We start from the raw sequence: 19,331 nt of genomic DNA on the forward strand, positions 1-19,331 counted from the left end.
CGCCGGCGCGCGACCGCGCCCGCCGGCGCCCCGGAGACCGCGGCCGCGGCCGCCGTCGACACCCGCCCGGAGGCGAAGGCCGACGTGAGGACCGAGCCGCGGGCCGACGCCAAGGCCGAGGCCGCCGCCGACACCGCCGAGGGCCGCGGGGCCAAGGGCGCGGTCGGCGACCGCCAGGAGCGCACCCAGAAGGGCGAGCGCCAGGGCCGCGGCAACCAGCGTGAGCAGCGTGAGCAGCGCGACCGCCGCGGCGGCAAGGGCGACGGCGAGGGCGCCCAGCAGGGCGGCCGCCAGCAGCAGCGCCAGAGCCAGCGGTCCGACGACGAGGGCTTCGACGACGAGGCGGGCGGCCGCCGGGGCCGCCGCGGCCGGTACCGCGACCGGCGCGGCCGGCGCGGCCGCGACGACTTCGGCAACGAGCCGCAGGTCGCCGATGACGACGTGCTGATCCCCGTCGCGGGCATCCTCGACATCCTCGACAACTACGCCTTCATCCGCACCTCCGGCTACCTGCCGGGGCCCAACGACGTGTACGTCTCGCTCGCCCAGGTCCGCAAGAACGGCCTGCGCAAGGGCGACCACGTCACCGGCGCGGTGCGCCAGCCGCGCGAGGGCGAGCGCCGCGAGAAGTTCAACGCGCTGGTCCGCCTCGACTCGGTCAACGGCATGGCGCCCGAGACCGGCCGCGGCCGGCCGGAGTTCGGCAAGCTGACCCCGCTGTACCCGCAGGAGCGGCTGCGCCTGGAGAACGAGCCGAACGCGCTGATCACCCGGATCATCGACCTGGTCGCGCCCATCGGCAAGGGCCAGCGCGGCCTGATCGTGGCCCCGCCGAAGACCGGCAAGACCATCATCATGCAGGCGATCGCCAACGCGATCACCCGCAACAGCCCCGAGTGCCACCTGATGGTCGTGCTCGTGGACGAGCGTCCCGAAGAGGTCACCGACATGCAGCGGTCGGTGAAGGGCGAGGTCATCTCCTCGACCTTCGACCGGCCGGCCGAGGACCACACCACCGTCGCCGAGCTGGCCATCGAGCGGGCCAAGCGGCTGGTGGAGCTGGGCCACGACGTGGTGGTGCTGCTGGACTCGATCACCCGTCTGGGCCGCGCCTACAACCTGGCCGCCCCGGCGTCGGGCCGCATCCTGTCCGGCGGTGTCGACTCCACGGCCCTCTACCCGCCCAAGCGGTTCTTCGGCGCCGCGCGGAACATCGAGGACGGCGGCTCGCTGACCATCCTGGCCACCGCGCTGGTCGAGACCGGCTCGCGGATGGACGAGGTGATCTTCGAGGAGTTCAAGGGCACCGGCAACATGGAGCTCCGGCTCGACCGGAAGCTCGCGGACAAGCGCATCTTCCCGGCGGTCGACGTCGACCAGTCCAGCACCCGCAAGGAGGAGATCCTGCTGGCGCCGGAGGAGCTGAACATCGTCTGGAAGCTCCGCCGGGTGCTGCACGCGCTGGACTCGCAGCAGGCCATCGAGCTGCTGCTGGACAAGATGAAGCAGACCAAGTCCAACGCCGAGTTCCTGATGCAGATCGCGAAGAACACGCCGACGCCGGGCAACGACTGACTGACGGCTGACAGATTTCGTTGACTGTCAGGTGTCATCTGATATCCGTCAGGTGACATCTGGCAGCTGGTACCTGGCAGCTGGTACCTGACAGCTGGCATCCCGCCTCTGCCGGCTGTCATCCGTCCGTCGGACGCCCATCCGCCGGATACCACCCGGCGGCCCGTCCGCAACCCCGAGGGCCCTTCCGACCACCGGAAGGGCCCTCGGCGTCACCCGTCCCGCCGCGTCCCGCCGCCGCCCCCGGCGGCCGTAAACGCCTCCTGCCGGGGGTAAACGCCCGCGCACGGAGCCTGACCGCGGCGTCAGGGGGTACTCGTCTGGGATGCGGTGGACGACTGGGAGCGCGGCGCATGGGTGACGGGAACAACGGCGCAGGGTCGGGCGCGCCGGGCAGGGTCCTGCGGGGCACCGCCTGGACGCTCACGGTGACGGTGACGGTGTGCGTGCTCGCCGTCGGATACCTCTACCACCGGCTCAACGGCAACCTGACCGGCATCGACATCAACGGCGCGCTCGGCCGCGACCGCCCCCGGAACGTCGACAACGGCTCCCTGGACATCCTCGTCCTCGGCTCCGACTCCCGCGCGGGCGACAACGGCGGTTACGGCGGCGGCGACAAGAACAGCGCCCGCTCCGACACCGCCATGGTGGTACACGTCTACCAGGGCCACCGCAGGGCCACCGTCGTCAGCATCCCGCGCGACACCCTCGTCAAGCGCCCGGCCTGCACCGCGACCCACGGCGGGCACACCGCACGCGGCGCGGCGCGCGCCATGTTCAACACCGCGTACGAGATCGGCGGGCCCGCCTGCGCGGTCAAGACCGTCGAGGCCATGACCGGCATCCGCATGGACCACTACCTGGAGATCGACTTCTCCGGCTTCCGCAAGCTGGTCGACAAGATCGGCGGAGTCGACATCACCACCACCGAGGCCATCCACGACAAGAAGAGCCACCTGGACCTGAAGGCGGGCCGCCACCACCTCGACGGCAAGCAGGCCCTGGGCCTGGTGCGCACCCGGCACGGCGTGGGCGACGGCAGCGACCTGGGCCGCATCAGGCTCCAGCAGGCGTTCCTGAAGGCCCTGCTCGACCGGGTCCGGGCGGTGGACCTGCTGGGCAGCCCCACCAAGCTGTACGACCTGGCGGACACCTCCACCAAGGCCCTGACGACCGACTCCGAGCTGGCCTCGGTGGGCCGGCTGCTCGGCTTCGCACGAGGCCTGAAGGGCGTCGACTCCGACCGCACCCGCATGGTCACGCTGCCGGTGCGGTACGACCCGGCCAACCCCAACCGCGTCGTGCCGATCGACTCCCGGGCCGACGAGGTCTGGCGGGCCCTGCGCGCGGACCGGCAGGTGCCGCGGACGGCGACGAAGGGCTCGGCGGGCGACGGGCTCGGCGTCACGCAGGTGGTCAGGAGGTCCTGAGACCACCCCGACCGGAGCGCGACCCGTACGGGAGCCGGACAGAAGCCGGACGGGAGCCGGACAGAGGCCGGACGGAAGCCCGGCAGAGGCCGGACGGGAGCCCGGCGGGCGCCGGTGCGGCCGCCCGGAATATCCGGACCCGCCCCTCGGTTTTGGGGGATGCGGCCAGTGCTGGCAGACTGGATCGCCGGTCCCGGTTCACGCCGGGCGAACCCCGCCCCGCGACCCGGAACCCTCCCGAACCTAGGAGCATCCCTTGAAGCGCGACATCCACCCGGAGTACGTCGAGACGCAGGTCAGCTGCACGTGCGGCGCCTCGTTCACCACCCGCAGCACCGTGGCGAGCGGCACGATCCGTGCCGACATCTGCTCCGAGTGCCACCCGTTCTACACGGGCAAGCAGAAGATCATGGACACCGGTGGCCGCGTGGCGCGGTTCGAGGCCCGCTTCGGCAAGAACGCCGGGTCCACCCGGAAGAAGTAGCGACTCACACGGCGCCGGTCCTCGGCCGTCCTTCGGGGCGGCCGGACCGGCGTTTTGTCGTCACCGGCCCGCCCCCGCCCGTCAGCAAGCCGGGCCCGGCAGCAAAAGCCCGTCAGCAAGCCGGGCCCGTCGGCAGCCGGCCCGTTGACCACCGCCCGGCCGCGGCGGCCCCGGCGCGGGCCCGGACCGCCCCACCAGCCCCGCAGCCCACCGACGCACCCACCAGCAGGGAGTCCGACGATGTTCGAGGCCGTCGAGGAACTGATCGGCGAGCACGCCGACCTCGAAAAGCGGCTGGCCGACCCCGCGGTCCACGCCGACCAGCGGGAGGCGAAGCGGCTCGGCAAGCGGTACGCCGAGCTGACCCCGGTCGTCGGCACGTACCGCTCGTGGCGCCGGACCGGCGAGGACATCGGGGCCGCGCGCGAGCTGGCCGCCGACGACCCGGAGTTCGCGGAGGAGGTGCGGCAGCTGGAGCGGCAGCACGAGGAGCTGGCCGACCGGCTGCGGCTGCTGCTCGTCCCGCGCGACCCGAGCGACGACAAGGACGTCATCCTGGAGGTCAAGGCCGGTGAGGGCGGCGAGGAGTCGGCGCTGTTCGCGGGCGACCTGCTGCGGATGTACCTGCGGTACGCCGAGCGGGTGGGCTGGCGCACCGAGATCCTGGACGCCAACGAGTCCGACCTCGGCGGCTACAAGGACGTGTCCGTGGCGGTCAAGGCCCGCGGCCAGATCGAGCCGGGCCAGGGCGTGTGGGCGCGGCTGAAGTACGAGGGCGGGGTGCACCGCGTGCAGCGGGTGCCCGCCACCGAGTCCCAGGGCCGCATCCACACCTCCGCGGCGGGCGTGCTGGTCACCCCCGAGGCCGAGGAGGTGGAGGTGGAGATCGGCCCGAACGACCTGCGGATCGACGTCTACCGCTCCTCCGGCCCGGGCGGCCAGTCGGTCAACACCACCGACTCGGCGGTGCGCATCACCCACCTGCCCACCGGCATCGTCGTCTCCTGCCAGAACGAGAAGAGCCAGCTGCAGAACAAGGAGCAGGCGCTGCGCATCCTGCGCTCCCGGCTGCTGGCCGCGGCCCAGGAGGAGGCGGAGAGCAAGGCGTCCGACGCGCGCCGCAGCCAGGTCCGCACGGTGGACCGGTCCGAGCGGATCCGGACGTACAACTTCCCGGAAAACCGGATCTCGGACCACCGCACCGGCTTCAAGGCGTACAACTTGGACCAGGTGCTCGACGGCGAGCTCGAAGCGGTGATCCAGCACTGCGTCGACGCCGACGCGGCCGCCCGGCTGGCGGCCGCGCAGTAGGCACGCGCGGCGGGCAGCGCGGGCGGTGCCCGCCGCGGCCACCACGGGTGACGGCGGCGGCGTGCCGCGGGACCCGCTTCAGGACACGGCCGACATGGCCGACGAGGCCGACAGGCCCGTGACGGACCGGCTGGAGGATGACAGTGGCGGCGCCATCCGGGGGACACTCCCCGAACCCACGGACCCTGCTGCTCGGCGAGGTGGCCCGGGCCACCCAGCGCCTGGCGGACGCCGGCGTGCCCTCGCCGCGCTTCGACGCCGAGGAGCTGGCGGCGTTCGTGCACGGCGTGCGCCGCGGCGAGCTGCACACGGTGGCGGACGCCGACTTCGACGCCCGCTACTGGGAGGTGGTGGCCCGCCGTGAGGCCCGCGAACCGCTCCAGCACATCACCGGCCGCGCCTTCTTCCGGTTCCTGGAGCTCCAGGTGGGGCCCGGGGTGTTCGTACCGCGCCCGGAGACCGAGTCCGTCGTCGGCTGGGCGATAGACGCGGTGCGCGCCATGGACGTGGTCGAGCCGCTGATCGTGGACCTGTGTACGGGCTCCGGGGCCATCGCCCTGGCCCTGGCGCAGGAGGTGCCGCGCTCCCGGGTGCACGCCGTGGAGCTGGACGAGACCGCCCTGGGCTGGGCGCGGAAGAACGTCGAGGGGTCCCGCGTCGTTCTCCACCACGGGGACGCCCTGACCGCCCTGCCGGAGCTGGACGGACAGGTCGACCTCGTGATCAGCAACCCGCCGTACATCCCGCTGACCGAGTGGGAGTATGTCGCGCCGGAGGCCCGCGACCACGACCCGCAGCTCGCGCTGTTCTCCGGTGAGGACGGCCTGGACGCCATCCGCGGCCTGGAGCGCACCGCCCACCGGCTGCTGCGCCCGGGCGGCGTCGTGGTCGTCGAGCACGCCGACACCCAGGGCGGCCAGGTGCCGTGGCTGTTCACCGAGGAGCGCGGCTGGGCCGACGCCGCCGACCACCCCGACCTGAACAACCGGCCCCGGTTCGCCACCGCCCGCAGGGCCCTGCCGTGACCGCGGGCCCGCCGCCCGCCGCCCCGGCCGACCGCCCGGCGGCGTCCGGGGACGCCCCCCGACCCGGGGACGCCCCCCGACCCGGGGACGCCCCCCGACCCGGGGACGCCCCCGGTCCCGGGGACACCCCCGGTCCCGGGGANGGTCCCGGGGACACCCCCGGTCCCGGGGACACCCCCCACTCCGTACTGGCCCATTCCGAGGAGGACCGTTCCATGGCCCGGCGATACGAGTGCGGCGACCCCGTCGACCGCGCGACCGGCCTGCGCGAGGCCGCCGCCGCCGTGCGCCGCGGCGAGCTGGTCGTGCTGCCCACCGACACCGTCTACGGGGTGGGCTGCGACGCGTTCAGCGCGCAGGCCGTCGCCGACCTGCTGCTGGCCAAGGGCCGCGGGCGCGCCATGCCCTCGCCGGTGCTGATCGGCTCGCCGAACACCCTGCACGGCCTGGTCACCGACTTCTCCGAGCAGGCGTGGGAGCTGGTGGACGCCTTCTGGCCCGGCCCGCTGACCCTCGTCGCCCGGCACCAGCCGTCGCTGTCGTGGGACCTGGGGGAGACCCGCGGCACCGTGGCGGTGCGCATGCCGCTGCACCCGGTGGCCATCGAGCTGCTGACGGACGTCGGTCCCATGGCGGTCTCCAGCGCCAACCTCACCGGCTATCCCTCCCCGCAGGACTGCGACGCCGCGCAGAACATGCTCGGCGAGGCCGTCGCCGTCTACCTCGACGGCGGTCCCACCCCCGCGGCCGTGCCGTCCTCCATCGTCGACGTCACCGGCAAAGTGCCGGTGCTGCTGCGCGCGGGGGCACTGGGCGCGGACCGGCTCCGGGAGGTCGTACCGGACCTAGAGGAGGCCCGTTGACGGCCCCTGAGGGGCGTGGCATAGCGGAGAAACACGGTGGCACCGCCGAACAGACGGTCGGCGGAACGTTCCGCATCCTCCACGTCAGCACCGGCAACGTCTGCCGCTCGCCGATCACCGAGCGGCTGACCCGCTCGGCCCTCGCGCGCCGGCTGGGCGGCGCCGCCGACGGGCTGATCGTGGAGAGCGCGGGCACCTGGGGCCACGAGGGGGCGCCGATGGAGGCGCACGCCGCCACCGTGCTCACCGACCTGGGCGCCGACCCGGCAGGGTTCACCGGCCGGGAGCTGCTGGACGAGCACGTCATCCGTGCCGACCTGGTGCTCACCGCCACCCGCGACCACCGGGCCCAGGTCATCTCCATGGGCCACTCGGCGGGCCTGCGCACGTTCACCCTGAAGGAGTTCACCCGGCTGGTGCGGGCCATCGACCCGGCCACGCTGCCCGACCCGCGCGACGTGGGCGGCGTGGTGGAGCGGGCCCGCGCCCTGGTGCGGGCGGCGGCCGCGCTGCGCGGCTGGCTGCTGGCGCCCACCGAGGACGCCGACGAGGTGTACGACCCGTACGGCTCGCCTATCACCTACTTCCGCTCGGTCGGCGAGGAGATCAGCCAGGCCCTCGACCCGGTCGTCACCGCGCTGACCGGGGTGTCCGCGCGCCGCTGACACGCGAGGCGGTCCCGTACGGGCGGAAAACGGTCCCGTACGGCCCGGATACGGTCGCGTACGGCCAGGTGCGAGCGGCCGGCCCGGGAACGCGTCGCCCACCCGCCCCGCCGGGCCCCCGTGCCGCCGCGCGCGCCCGCCCCCGCGGCCCTACAGTGAGGGAGAGGACCACCCGCCCCGACCCAGGCTGTGAGCACGCGATGCCCGCCACCAGCGCACCCCGCGGCACGCCCACCGTCGGCCGCCAGGCCGAACCCCCGCCCGACCCGTGGGGTCCGGGCATGGCGGCGCTGCGCCGCCAGGACCCGGAGATCGCGGGCATCCTGCTGGGCGAGCTGGACCGGGTCGGCTGCGGCCTCCAGCTCATCGCCGCGGAGAACTTCACCTCCCGCGCCGTGCTGGCCGCCCTCGGCTCCCCGCTGGGCAACAAGTACGCGGAGGGCTATCCCGGCGCCCGCCACCACGGCGGCTGCGAGCTGGTCGACGCGGCCGAGCGGATCGCGGTGGACCGGGCGAAGGCCCTGTTCGGCGCCGAGCACGCCAACGTGCAGCCGCACTCGGGCTCCTCGGCCGTGCTCGCCGCGTACGCCGCGCTGCTGCGGCCGGGCGACACGGTGCTGGCCATGGGCCTGGCGCACGGCGGGCACATGACGCACGGCTCGGCGGCCAACTTCTCCGGCCGCTGGTTCGACTTCGTCGGCTACGGCGTCGACCCGGCCACCGGCCTCATCGACTACGACCAGGTGCGCGACCTGGCCCGCGCGCACCGCCCGAAGGCCATCGTCTGCGGCTCGATCTGCTACCCGCGGCACCCGGACTACGCGGCCTTCCGGGAGATCGCCGACGAGGTCGACGCGCTCCTCATCGCCGACGCCGCCCACCCCATCGGCCTGGTCGCCGGGGGTGTGGCGCCCAGCCCGGTGCGTCACGCGGACGTGGTGTGCGCCACCACGCACAAGGTGCTGCGCGGCCCGCGCGGGGGGATGATCCTGTGCCGCGCCGAGTTCGCCGACCAGGTGGACCGCGCGGTGTTCCCCTTCTGCCAGGGCGGCGCGCAGATGCACGCGGTGGCGGCCAAGGCGGTGGCCTTCGGCGAGGCCGCCTCCCCGGCCTTCCGCGGCTACGCCCGGCAGGTGGTGGCCAACGCCCGGGCGCTGGCCGCCGCCCTGCCCGAGGAGGGCCTTGAGGTCGCCACCGGCGGCACCGACACCCACCTGATCACCGCGGACGTGCGGCCGCTGGGCGTGGACGGCCACCTGGCCCGGAGCCGCTGCGCCGCCGCCGGCCTGGTGCTGGACACCTGCGTGGTGCCCGGCGGGACCACCGTGGCGGGCGGCTGCGTGCAGGGCATCCGGCTGGGCACGGCCGCGGTGACCACGCAGGGCATGGCCGAGCCGGAGATGGCGCGGATCGCGGTGCTGCTCGGCGCGGCGCTGCGCGGCGAGGACGGCGCGGTGCGCGGCGAGGCGGCCCGGCTCGCGGCGCGCTTCCCGCCCTACCCCGCGCTTCCCGCCGCCGCGCCCGCCGCCCCGTACGCGCCGCCGGACGCCGCGTCACATACGGCGCCATCCGGGCCGTAACCGGCGGCCGCAACCATCCGATGGCGTGGAACGTCTAGGGTTACGTGCACGGTCCGTGGCCCGGCACGCATAAGGTGTGTGGTCGTGATGGCCAGCGATACCCCTGGGGCAGCCTGTGCGTGAATATCTGCTGACTCTGTGCGTCACGGCCGCGGTCACCTACCTGCTGACCGGGCCGGTGCGGAAGTTCGCCATCCTGGCCGGGGCGATGCCCGAGATCCGCGCCCGCGACGTGCACCGGGAGCCCACGCCGCGGCTGGGCGGCATCGCGATGTTCGGCGGGCTGTGCGCCGGGCTGCTGGTCGCCGCGCACCTGACCAACCTCAAGGACGTCTACGCCCTGTCCAACGAGCCGCGCGCCCTGCTGTCCGGCGCCGGGCTGATCTGGCTGCTGGGCGTGCTGGACGACAAGTGGGGCGTGGACGCGCTGGTCAAGCTCGGCGGCCAGATGATCGCCGCCGGCGTCATGGTGCTCCAGGGCCTGACGATCCTGTGGATTCCGGTGCCCGGGGTGGGCACGGTGTCGCTGACGCCCTGGCAGGGCACGCTGCTGACGGTGGCCCTGGTGGTCATCACCATCAACGCGGTGAACTTCGTGGACGGCCTGGACGGGCTGGCCTCCGGCATGGTCTGCATCGCCGCCGCCGCGTTCTTCATGTACGCGTACCGCATCTGGTACGGGTACGGGCTGGAGGCGGCCGCGCCCGCGACGCTGTTCGCCGCCGTCCTGATGGGCATGTGCCTGGGCTTCCTGCCGCACAACGCGCACCCGGCCCGGATCTTCATGGGCGACTCCGGTTCGATGCTCATCGGCCTGGTGCTGGCGGCGGGCGCCATCTCCATCACCGGCCAGGTCGACCCGGACGCGATGAAGCTGTTCGCCGGGTCGGAGCAGGCCGCGGTGCACGCCACCGTGCCCGTCTACATCCCGCTGCTGCTGCCGCTGACCGTGATCGCGGTACCGTTCGCCGACCTGGTGCTGGCCGTGGTCCGGCGCACCTGGCGTGGCCAGTCGCCGTTCGCCGCCGACCGCGGCCACCTGCACCACCGCCTGCTGGAGATCGGCCACTCGCACGCCCGCGCCGTGCTGATCATGTACTTCTGGTCGGCGCTGATCGCCTTCGGCGCGGTGGCCTACTCGGTGAACTCCGAGGCGGGCATGTGGTTCGTGCTGGCGATCGTGGGGCTCAGCGCCCTGGGCCTGGTCCTGCTGCTGCTGCCGCGCTTCAGCCCGCAGGCGCCCGAGTGGGCCGAGGGCGTGGTGCCGCCGCGCTACCGGCACGCCCGGCGGGCCCGGCACGCGGCGCGGCCCGGCCGCCCGGACGCGGGCGGCGAGCCGGTGGCCGCCGGGGCCGGGGGCCTGGCCGGGGTGGCCGGTGCCGCGGCGGCGAACGGGGCGCACGGCCCGAATGCTGCGAACAATGCAAACGGTGCGAACGGGGTGGCCGGCGTCGGCGGGGCCGCTCAGCAGCCGGGCGGCGCCACCGCGATCGGGGACCGCTCCCGGTTCACCCACCGGCGTCGCATCAGCAGCTCACGATGAGGTTTGAACGATCGTTTACCTTTGCTGAAGTGGATGGCGGATCCCTATACCAGACAGAGTCGCAGCTTGTCAGCTCGGCGCGCGAGGTGTAACTCTCACGTGTGACAGTTGGCACATGCACTAGGTAAAGACCTCATCAAATAGTTTGTGATACCGTTCACGAAACCCGGTGCTGGAGCCGGGGGGCGTCCCCGCGGTTGCCCTCCACCGCGCGGCTCCGCACGCCCCCGGGGATTACGCTCGTCCACGACGAACCGTTTGCTTCCGACCTTCGCCGGAGAACCCCTCATGCAGTCCAACGACGCCCGAACACTCCTGAGTTGCGCCGTGGCCACCACCCTCGCGGGTGCCGTCGCCGTCGTGGTCAGCTCGGTGCTCGCCGGTGCCAAGGGCGCGTACGGGGCCGCGGCCGGCGCCTTCGTCGCCGGTGCCGTGATGGCGATGGGCCTGGTGGTGCTCCAACGCACCGCCAAGCAGTTCCCGCAGCTCTTCCAGGCCATGGGCCTGTTGCTCTACATGACACAGATCCTGCTGGTCGCCGTGGTGCTGGGGCTGTTCAAGGACACGCACGCGTTCAACACCCGGGCCTTCGCCTTCTCCCTGCTGGCCGCGACGCTGGTGTGGATCGCCACCCAGACCCGGGTGCACATGAAGGCGAAGATCCTGTACGTGCAGCCCGAGCAGGGCGGTCCGGGCGGCTCCGCGGCGGGCGGAGCGGCGTCCGGCAGTGCGGAGCAGAGCGCGCCTGTCAGGTCCACGTCGTGACGGACGGGGCCGGTCCGAGAGCCCAAGCGCTCACCTGCTATCGTCCCGTGCCATCTGAGACACGGCGGCACCAGGGGGCCGAATTCCGGCATGCGCGGGACGGGCTCGGCACCCCACGCCACCGTCGTCCGGTACGCCCGGCCCGACCAGCCATGATCGTCCCCGTACCAGCAGTAACTCAAGTCCAGTGCCGTTACGCGGCCCCGCGCCGCGCCGACACAAACGAGGTTGCCGAACCCATGTGCCACGCTGAAGGAGCTCGCGGTGAGTGCTGACCAGACGCTCGCCTTCGAGACCGACTGCCACCTCTTCGACGGTTGCGGCTTCCCGGCTCCGGGGCTTCACTCGTTCACGTTCAAGCCGATCTTCACGATCGGCGGCTTCGAGTTCAACAAGCCGATGCTGCTGGCGCTGCTGGGCACGGTCGTCGTCGTCTGGTTCTTCTGGGCCGCCTTCGCCCGGGCCAAGGTGGTCCCCGGCAAGCTCCAGATGGTCGGCGAGGCCGGGTACGACTTCGTACGCCGCGGCATCGTCTACGAGGCCATCGGCAAGAAGGAGGGCGAGAAGTACGTCCCCCTGGTCGTCGCCCTGTTCTTCACCGTCTGGCTGATGAACCTGTGGTCGGTCATCCCGGTCGCCCAGTTCCCGGTGACGTCGATCATCGCCTTCCCGGTCGGGCTCGCCGCGGTCGTCTTCCTCGTGTGGACGACCCTGACCTTCAAGCGGCACGGCTTCGTCGGCGGGCTGAAGAACATCACCGGCTACGACAAGTCGCTGGGCGCCGTGCTCCCGCTGGCGATGTTCCTGGAGTTCCTCTCCAACGTCATCGTGCGGCCCTTCACCCACGCCGTCCGGCTCTTCGCCAACATGTTCGCCGGCCACCTGCTGCTGCTGATGTTCACCATCGCCAGCTGGTACCTGCTGAACGGTGTCGGCATCGCCTACGCCGGCGTCTCGTTCCTGATGACCATCGTGATGACCGCCTTCGAGCTGTTCATCCAGGGGGTCCAGGCGTACGTCTTCGTCCTGCTGACCGCCACGTACATCCAGGGCGCTCTCGCCGAGCACCACTGAGCGCCCCACCCCTCCGTCCCACACGAAACGCCCGGTGGCCAACCCCCACCGGTCCGTTTGAAAGAGAAGGAAGAACCGGCATGTCCGCTCTCCAGACCCTCGCCGCCGGCGTCGAAATCAAGGGCAACCTCGGCGCGATCGGTTACGGCCTCGCGGCCATCGGCCCCGGCGTCGGCATCGGCATCATCTTCGGCAACGGCACCCAGGCCCTGGCCCGGCAGCCCGAGGCGGCCGGTCTGATCCGCGCCAACCAGATCCTCGGCTTCGCCTTCTGTGAGGCGCTGGCCCTGATCGGTCTGGTCATGCCGTTCGTCTACCCGACCAGCTGACCGCGGCGCCCGACCAGCCGTTTGCGACGAAAGGCACTGACGTGATCGACCTGACACACCTGGCGGCCGAGGAGGAGAACCCCCTCATCCCGCCGATCCCCGAGCTCGTCGTCGGCCTGATCGCCTTCGCCATCGTCTTCATCTTCCTCGCCAAGAAGCTCCTGCCGAACATCAACCGGGTGCTGGAGGAGCGCCGCGCGGCGATCGAGGGCGGCATGGAGAAGGCCGAGGCCGCCCAGGCCGAGGCGCAGCAGGTCCTGGAGGACTACCGGACCCAGCTCGCCGAGGCCCGGCACGAGGCCGCGCGTCTGCGCCAGGAGGCGCAGGAGCAGGGCGCCGCGCTCATCGCCGAGATGCGCGCGGAGGGCCAGCGGCAGCGTGAGGAGATCATCGCGGCCGGACACGCCCAGATCGAGGCCGACCGCAAGCAGGCCGCGCAGACCCTGCGGCAGGACGTGGGCAGGCTCGCCACCGAACTGGCCGGCAAGCTCGTCGGCGAGTCCCTGGAGGACTTCGCCCGGCAGAGCCGCACCATCGACCGGTTCCTGGACGAGCTGGAGGCCAAGGCCGCCGACCCGACGACGGCCGAGGCAGGGCGATGATCGGGGCGAGCCGGGAGGCGCTCGCCGCGGCGCGCGAGCGGTTCGACGCGCTGGTGGACAACACCGCGGTCGACCCGGCGGCGCTCGCCGGGGAGCTGGGGTCCGTCACCGCGCTGCTGGACCGCGAGGTGCCGCTGCGCCGGGTGCTCACCGACCCGGCGCGGCCGGGCGAGGACAAGGCCGCGCTGGTCGGGCGGCTGCTGGCCGGGCAGGTGAGCGGCGAGGTCGTCGACCTGCTGTCCGGTCTGGTCCGCTCCCGCTGGGTGCGGACCCGGGACCTGGCGGACGCGGTCGAGGAGCTGGCCGACACCGCCGACATCGTCGCGGCCCAGCGCGCCGGCGAGCTGGACGATGTCGAGGACGAGCTGTTCCGGTTCGGCCGGATCCTCTCCTCCAGCCCCGCGCTGCGCTCGGCGCTGACCGACCGGATGGCCTCCGACGCCGTCCGGGAGGCCCGCACCGGCCTGCTGCGCCGCCTGCTCGGCGGCCGGGTGCGGCCGGCCACCGAGCGGCTGGTCGTCCGTCTTGTCGAACAGCCGCGCGGACGTAGCCTGGAAGCTGGACTGAACGCACTTTCGAAACTGGCCGCGGAGCGCCGCGACCGCATGGTCGCCGAGGTGACCTCGGCCGTGCCGCTCAGCGACCGGCAGAAGCGGCGTCTCGGCGCCGCCCTCGCCGCGCTCTACGGGCGGCAGGTGCACCTGAACCTCGACGTGGACCCCCAGGTCCTCGGCGGGATCGCGGTGCGCGTCGGCGACGAGGTCATCAGCGGCACCGTCGCGGACCGCCTCGACGAGGCGGCCCGGCGGATCGCCGGCTGACCGCCGGCGGTCCGGCCGGCGCGCAGGGCGGCCGGACCGGGCCGACCACCAACTCAACAAGCACGGAAGCGGCCCGAGTTGGGCCGTAACGGAGTGTGCTGGGGGCAGCCGCCCCCGGAACCTTTGGAATTCGGGCCCAACTAAGGAGAGCAGGGAACCCAGATGGCGGAGCTCACGATCCGGCCGGAGGAGATCCGGGACGCGCTGGAGGACTTCGTCCAGTCGTACCAGCCGGACGCGGCCTCGCGCGAGGAGGTCGGCACGGTCAGCGTTGCCGGTGACGGCATCGCGAAGGTCGAGGGACTGCCCTCGGCCATGGCGAACGAGCTGCTGAGGTTCGAGGACGGCACCCTCGGCCTCGCCCTCAACCTCGAAGAGCGGGAGATCGGCGCGATCGTCCTCGGCGAGTTCGCCGGCATCGAGGAGGGCCAGCCGGTGCGCCGCACCGGCGAGGTGCTGTCGGTCGCCGTCGGCGAGGGATACCTCGGCCGCGTGGTCGACCCGCTGGGCAACCCGATCGACGGCCTCGGCGACATCGAGACCGACGGCCGCCGCGCCCTGGAACTCCAGGCGCCCACGGTCATGCAGCGCAAGTCGGTGCACGAGCCGATGGAGACCGGCTACAAGGCCGTCGACGCCATGACCCCCATCGGCCGCGGCCAGCGCCAGCTGATCATCGGCGACCGGCAGACCGGCAAGACCGCGCTGGCCGTCGACACGATCATCAACCAGCGCTCGAACTGGCGCTCCGGCGACCCGAAGAAGCAGGTCCGCTGCATCTACGTCGCCATCGGCCAGAAGGGCTCCACCATCGCCGGCGTGCGCCGCGCGCTGGAGGAGGCCGGCGCCCTGGAGTACACCACCATCGTCGCCGCCCCGGCGTCCGACCCGGCGGGCTTCAAGTACATCGCCCCCTACACCGGTTCGGCCATCGGCCAGCACTGGATGTACCAGGGCAAGCACGTCCTGATCGTCTTCGACGACCTGTCCAAGCAGGCCGACGCCTACCGCGCCGTGTCCCTGCTGCTGCGCCGCCCGCCGGGCCGCGAGGCCTACCCGGGCGACGTGTTCTACCTGCACTCCCGGCTGCTGGAGCGGTGCGCGAAGCTGTCGGACGACATGGGCTCCGGCTCCATGACCGGCCTGCCGATCGTGGAGACCAAGGCCAACGACGTCTCCGCGTTCATCCCCACCAACGTCATCTCCATCACCGACGGCCAGTGCTTCCTGGAGTCCGACCTGTTCAACGCGGGCCAGCGCCCCGCGCTCAACGTCGGCATCTCCGTCTCCCGCGTCGGCGGCTCCGCCCAGCACAAGGCCATGCGGCAGGTCTCCGGCCGGCTGCGCGTGGACCTGGCCCAGTACCGCGAGCTGGAGGCGTTCGCGTCCTTCGGCTCCGACCTGGACGCCGCGTCCAAGGCGTCCCTGGAGCGCGGCCAGCGGATGACCGAGCTGCTCAAGCAGCAGCAGTACGCGCCGTACCCGACCGAGGACCAGATCGTGTCCATCTGGGCGGGCGGCACCGGCAAGCTGGACGACGTGCCGGTCGCGGACATCCGCCGCTTCGAGCGCGAGCTGCTGGACTACCTGCACCGCGAGCACAAGGGCCTGATGATCGGCATCGTCGAGGGCGGCAAGCTCTCCGACGACACGATCCAGAAGCTCACCGACGCGGTCGTGGCGTTCAAGCGGCAGTTCGAGACCTCGGACGGCAAGCTGCTGGGCGAGGGCTGAGCATGGGCGCCCAGCTGCGGGTCTACAAGAGGCGGATCAAGACCGTCTCCGCGACCAAGAAGATCACCCGGGCGATGGAGATGATCGCCGCCTCGCGCATCGTCAAGGCGCAGCGCCAGGTGGCGGCCTCCACTCCGTACGCCCAGGAGCTCACCCGCGCGGTGACCGCGGTCGCCACCGGCTCCACCACCCGGCACCCGCTGACGACCGAGGTCGAGCACCCGAGCCGGGCGGCCGTGCTGCTCGTCACCAGCGACCGCGGCCTCGCGGGCGGCTACTCCTCCAACGTCATCAAGGCGGCGGAGCGGCTGACCGAGCGGCTGACCGGCGCCGGGCGCGAGGTCGACAGCTACATCGTCGGCCGCAAGGGCGTCGCCTACTACGGCTTCCGCGAGCGGAAGATCGCCGAGTCCTGGACCGGGTTCACCGACAACCCGACGTACGCGGACGCCAAGCGCATCGCCGCCCCGCTCATCGAGGCCGTCCTGCGGGACACCGCCGACGGCGGCGTGGACGAGCTGCACATCGTGTACACCGAGTTCGTGTCGATGCTGACGCAGACGCCGGTCGAGCACCGGCTGCTGCCGCTCAGCCTGGAGCCCGCCGCGCAGGCGGAGGCGCCGAAGGGGGTGGTCCTGCCGCTGTACGACTTCGAGCCGTCGGCGGAGGAGGTCCTCGACGCGCTGCTGCCCCGGTACGTCGAGTCCCGCATCTACAACGCCCTGCTCCAGGCCGCCGCCTCCAAGCACGCGGCCACCCGGCGGGCGATGAAGTCGGCGACCGACAACGCGGAAGAGCTCATCAAGTCGCTCAAGCGGCTTGCCAACGCGGCCCGCCAGGCCGACATCACCCAGGAAATCAGCGAGATCGTCGGTGGCGCGAGCGCTCTGGCCGACGCCTCCGCGGGGAGTGACTGACAACTATGACCACCACTGCTGAGACGGCTACCGCGACGGGCCGCGTCGCGCGGGTCATCGGCCCGGTCGTCGACGTGGAGTTCCCCGTCGACGCGATGCCGGACATCTACAACGCGCTGCACGTCGAGGTCTCCGACCCCAGTGAGGCGGGCCGGAAGAAGACCCTGACCCTGGAGGTGGCCCAGCACCTCGGCGAGGGCGTGGTGCGCGCCATCTCCATGGAGCCCACCGACGGCCTGGTCCGCCAGAGCCCGGTCACCGACACCGGCACCGGCATCACCGTGCCCGTCGGCGACGTCACCAAGGGCCGGGTGTTCAACACCCTGGGCCGCATCCTCAACGAGCCCGAGGCCGAGGCCGAGGTCACCGAGCGGTGGTCCATCCACCGCAAGGCCCCCGCCTTCGACCAGCTTGAGTCGAAGACCGAGATGTTCGAGACCGGTCTGAAGGTCATCGACCTGCTCACCCCGTACGTCAAGGGCGGCAAGATCGGTCTGTTCGGCGGCGCGGGCGTGGGCAAGACCGTGCTCATCCAGGAAATGATCATGCGTGTGGCGAAGCTGCACGAGGGCGTCTCCGTGTTCGCCGGCGTCGGCGAGCGCACCCGTGAGGGCAACGACCTCATCGAGGAGATGGCCGACTCGGGCGTGCTCCCGCAGACCGCGCTGGTCTTCGGCCAGATGGACGAGCCGCCGGGCACCCGGCTGCGGGTCGCGCTGGCCGGCCTGACGATGGCGGAGTACTTCCGCGACGTCCAGAAGCAGGACGTGCTGTTCTTCATCGACAACATCTTCCGCTTCACCCAGGCCGGTTCCGAGGTCTCCACCCTGCTGGGCCGCATGCCCTCCGCGGTGGGCTACCAGCCGAACCTCGCCGACGAGATGGGCATCCTCCAGGAGCGCATCACCTCCACCCGCGGCCACTCGATCACCTCCATGCAGGCGATCTACGTGCCCGCGGACGACCTCACCGACCCGGCCCCGGCGACCACGTTCGCGCACCTCGACGCGACGACCGTGCTCTCCCGCCCGATCTCGGAGAAGGGCATCTACCCGGCGGTGGACCCGCTGGACTCCACCTCCCGGATCCTGGACCCGCGCTACATCTCGCAGGAGCACTACGAGTGCGCCTCGCGCGTGAAGTCGATCCTGCAGAAGTACAAGGACCTCCAGGACATCATCAACATCCTCGGTATCGACGAGCTGGGCGAGGAGGACAAGCTCACCGTCCACCGCGCCCGCCGCATCGAGCGCTTCCTGTCGCAGAACACCCACGCGGCGAAGCAGTTCACCGGCCTCGACGGCTCGGACGTGCCGCTGGACGAGTCCATCGCCGCGTTCAACTCCATCGCCGACGGTGAGTTCGACCACTTCCCGGAGCAGGCGTTCTTCATGTGCGGTGGCCTGGACGACCTGAAGAAGAAGGCCAAGGAGCTGGGCGTCTCCTGACGACGCCGCGCGACCGCGGCAGCGTCGCGCCGACCCGGCGGCGCCGCCCGCCGGCACCGCTGCGCCAGGGGGACGGGGTCCCTCCCGTCCCCCTGGCGTACGCCCGTTATCCTGTGACCCACACCCTGCCCGCACCCCGGCAGGGGACACCACCCGAGGAGCCACGTTGGCTGCTGAGCTGCACGTCGAGCTGGTCGCGGCGGACCGGAGCGTCTGGTCCGGCCCGGCGACCCTGGTCATCGCGCGCACCACATCGGGCGACATCGGCGTCCTGCCCGGCCACCAGCCGCTGCTCGGTGTCCTGGAGTCCGGTCCGGTGACCATCCGTACGGGTGACGGCGGGACCGTCGTCGCCGCGGTGCACGGCGGGTTCATCTCCTTCGCGGACGAGAAGCTGTCGCTGCTCGCCGAGATCGCCGAACTCTCCGACGAGATCGACGTCAAGCGCGCGGAGCGGGCGCTGGAGCGCGCCAAGGCCGACGCGGACGACGCCGCCGAGCGCCGGGCGGAGATCCGCCTGCGCGCGGCGACGGGCGCGCACTGAAGCCCGCACGAGCGGTTGCCCGTCCGGGCGGTTGTTACCCTCAGCCGCGGGCCGGGCCGGAATTCTCCGGCACGGCCCGCGGCTGAGGTGCAGGTAAGCGGGATGTCCGCCTGAGCACGCGAGGAGGTCGGTGAAGTTGGTCCTCGCTCTGCTCGTGTGCGGCGTGGCCGTCGCGCTGGTGGTGTTGGGGCTGTTCTTCTTCGGCCTGCGGCGGCGGCTGCTCCAGCGCTCCGGCGGCACCTTCGACTGCAGCCTGCGCTGGGCGGCGGAGCGGTACGCGACCGGGACCGACACCGGGGCCGAACCGAGCGGCAAGGGCTGGGCCTACGGGGTCGCCCGCTACAGCGGTGACCGGATCGAGTGGTTCCGGGTGTTCTCGTACGCGCCGCGGCCGCGCCGGGTGCTGGAGCGGGACGCCATCGAGGTACGCGAGCGGCGCACGCCCAAGGGCGAGGAGGAGCTGGCGCTGCTGTCGGACGCGGTGGTCCTCGCCTGCAGCCACCGGGGTTCGACCCTGGAGCTGGCGATGAGCGAGGACGCGCTGACCGGCTTCCTGGCCTGGCTGGAGGCGGCCCCGCCCGGCCAGCGCGTCAACGTGGCCTGACCGCGGGCGCGGAC

At 72.4% G+C, this 19,331-nt stretch carries 19 protein-coding genes; all 19 read left to right on the forward strand.

The genetic code is table 11. From position 1 onward, the window contains the following. Positions 1–1,575: transcription termination factor Rho (gene rho / locus RKE29_RS16620; protein ID WP_312006183.1), on the forward strand; the 1,575-nt coding region annotated here is incomplete at its 5' end. A 353-nt stretch (positions 1,576–1,928) separates the two neighbouring features. Further along, a complete protein-coding gene (locus RKE29_RS16625; RefSeq protein ID WP_312006184.1) occupies positions 1,929–3,008 on the forward strand; it encodes an LCP family protein in 1,080 nt (359 codons plus the stop codon). Positions 3,009–3,264: 256 nt separating this feature from the next. After that, a complete protein-coding gene (gene rpmE, locus RKE29_RS16630; RefSeq protein WP_312006185.1) occupies positions 3,265–3,492 on the forward strand; it encodes a 50S ribosomal protein L31 in 228 nt (75 codons plus the stop codon). Positions 3,493–3,732: 240 nt separating this feature from the next. After that, complete coding sequence (prfA, locus tag RKE29_RS16635; protein WP_312006186.1) at positions 3,733–4,803, forward strand: peptide chain release factor 1; 1,071 nt, start codon at positions 3,733–3,735, stop codon at positions 4,801–4,803. A gap of 137 nt (positions 4,804–4,940) precedes the next feature. Next, positions 4,941–5,828 (forward strand): peptide chain release factor N(5)-glutamine methyltransferase, encoded by an 888-nt coding sequence (prmC, locus tag RKE29_RS16640; protein WP_312006187.1) that lies wholly within the window; start codon positions 4,941–4,943, stop codon positions 5,826–5,828. A gap of 215 nt (positions 5,829–6,043) precedes the next feature. Next, positions 6,044–6,691 (forward strand): L-threonylcarbamoyladenylate synthase, encoded by a 648-nt coding sequence (locus RKE29_RS16645; protein WP_312006188.1) that lies wholly within the window; start codon positions 6,044–6,046, stop codon positions 6,689–6,691. Then, the gene (locus RKE29_RS16650) at positions 6,688–7,356 is read left to right on the forward strand and encodes a protein-tyrosine-phosphatase (RefSeq protein ID WP_312006189.1); all 669 of its coding nucleotides are present in this window, start codon (positions 6,688–6,690) and stop codon (positions 7,354–7,356) included. The genes RKE29_RS16645 and RKE29_RS16650 overlap by 4 nt, the downstream gene beginning before the upstream one ends. A 281-nt stretch (positions 7,357–7,637) precedes the next feature. Beyond that, positions 7,638–8,936 (forward strand): serine hydroxymethyltransferase, encoded by a 1,299-nt coding sequence (gene glyA, locus RKE29_RS16655; RefSeq protein WP_312006199.1) that lies wholly within the window; start codon positions 7,638–7,640, stop codon positions 8,934–8,936. A 103-nt stretch (positions 8,937–9,039) separates the two neighbouring features. Then, the gene (locus RKE29_RS16660; RefSeq protein ID WP_312006200.1) at positions 9,040–10,479 is read left to right on the forward strand and encodes an MraY family glycosyltransferase; all 1,440 of its coding nucleotides are present in this window, start codon (positions 9,040–9,042) and stop codon (positions 10,477–10,479) included. Between the two features lie 288 nt (positions 10,480–10,767). Continuing rightward, the gene (locus RKE29_RS16665) at positions 10,768–11,244 is read left to right on the forward strand and encodes a hypothetical protein (protein WP_312006190.1); all 477 of its coding nucleotides are present in this window, start codon (positions 10,768–10,770) and stop codon (positions 11,242–11,244) included. A gap of 264 nt (positions 11,245–11,508) precedes the next feature. Continuing rightward, entirely contained in the window at positions 11,509–12,318 is an 810-nt protein-coding gene (gene atpB, locus RKE29_RS16670; protein ID WP_312006191.1) for a F0F1 ATP synthase subunit A, read from the forward strand. 80 nt (positions 12,319–12,398) lie between these two features. Next, positions 12,399–12,647, forward strand: coding sequence for an ATP synthase F0 subunit C (gene atpE / locus RKE29_RS16675; protein ID WP_312006192.1), 249 nt, complete (start codon positions 12,399–12,401; stop codon positions 12,645–12,647). Positions 12,648–12,688: 41 nt separating this feature from the next. After that, complete coding sequence (locus RKE29_RS16680) at positions 12,689–13,249, forward strand: F0F1 ATP synthase subunit B (protein WP_312006193.1); 561 nt, start codon at positions 12,689–12,691, stop codon at positions 13,247–13,249. Next, positions 13,246–14,070, forward strand: coding sequence for a F0F1 ATP synthase subunit delta (locus tag RKE29_RS16685; RefSeq protein WP_312006194.1), 825 nt, complete (start codon positions 13,246–13,248; stop codon positions 14,068–14,070). Before RKE29_RS16680 ends, RKE29_RS16685 begins: the two co-directional genes overlap by 4 nt. A 162-nt stretch (positions 14,071–14,232) precedes the next feature. Further along, positions 14,233–15,804, forward strand: coding sequence for a F0F1 ATP synthase subunit alpha (atpA, locus tag RKE29_RS16690; RefSeq protein ID WP_312006195.1), 1,572 nt, complete (start codon positions 14,233–14,235; stop codon positions 15,802–15,804). A gap of 2 nt (positions 15,805–15,806) precedes the next feature. Continuing rightward, positions 15,807–16,721, forward strand: a complete 915-nt coding sequence (locus RKE29_RS16695; protein ID WP_312006196.1) for a F0F1 ATP synthase subunit gamma — start codon at positions 15,807–15,809, stop codon at positions 16,719–16,721. Positions 16,722–16,726: 5 nt separating this feature from the next. Then, positions 16,727–18,169 carry a F0F1 ATP synthase subunit beta gene (atpD, locus tag RKE29_RS16700; protein ID WP_312006197.1) on the forward strand — a complete coding sequence of 481 codons (1,443 nt, stop codon included), beginning with the start codon at positions 16,727–16,729 and terminating at the stop codon, positions 18,167–18,169. Positions 18,170–18,335: 166 nt separating this feature from the next. Continuing rightward, a complete protein-coding gene (locus RKE29_RS16705; protein WP_312006198.1) occupies positions 18,336–18,713 on the forward strand; it encodes a F0F1 ATP synthase subunit epsilon in 378 nt (125 codons plus the stop codon). Positions 18,714–18,849: 136 nt separating this feature from the next. Beyond that, positions 18,850–19,317: a DUF2550 domain-containing protein gene (locus tag RKE29_RS16710; RefSeq protein WP_312006201.1), complete on the forward strand. Its 468-nt coding sequence runs from the start codon at positions 18,850–18,852 to the stop codon at positions 19,315–19,317. Positions 19,318–19,331 lie beyond the last annotated feature (14 nt).

Source organism: Streptomyces sp. B1866, from assembly GCF_031932565.1.
Classification (GTDB): domain Bacteria; phylum Actinomycetota; class Actinomycetes; order Streptomycetales; family Streptomycetaceae; genus Streptomyces.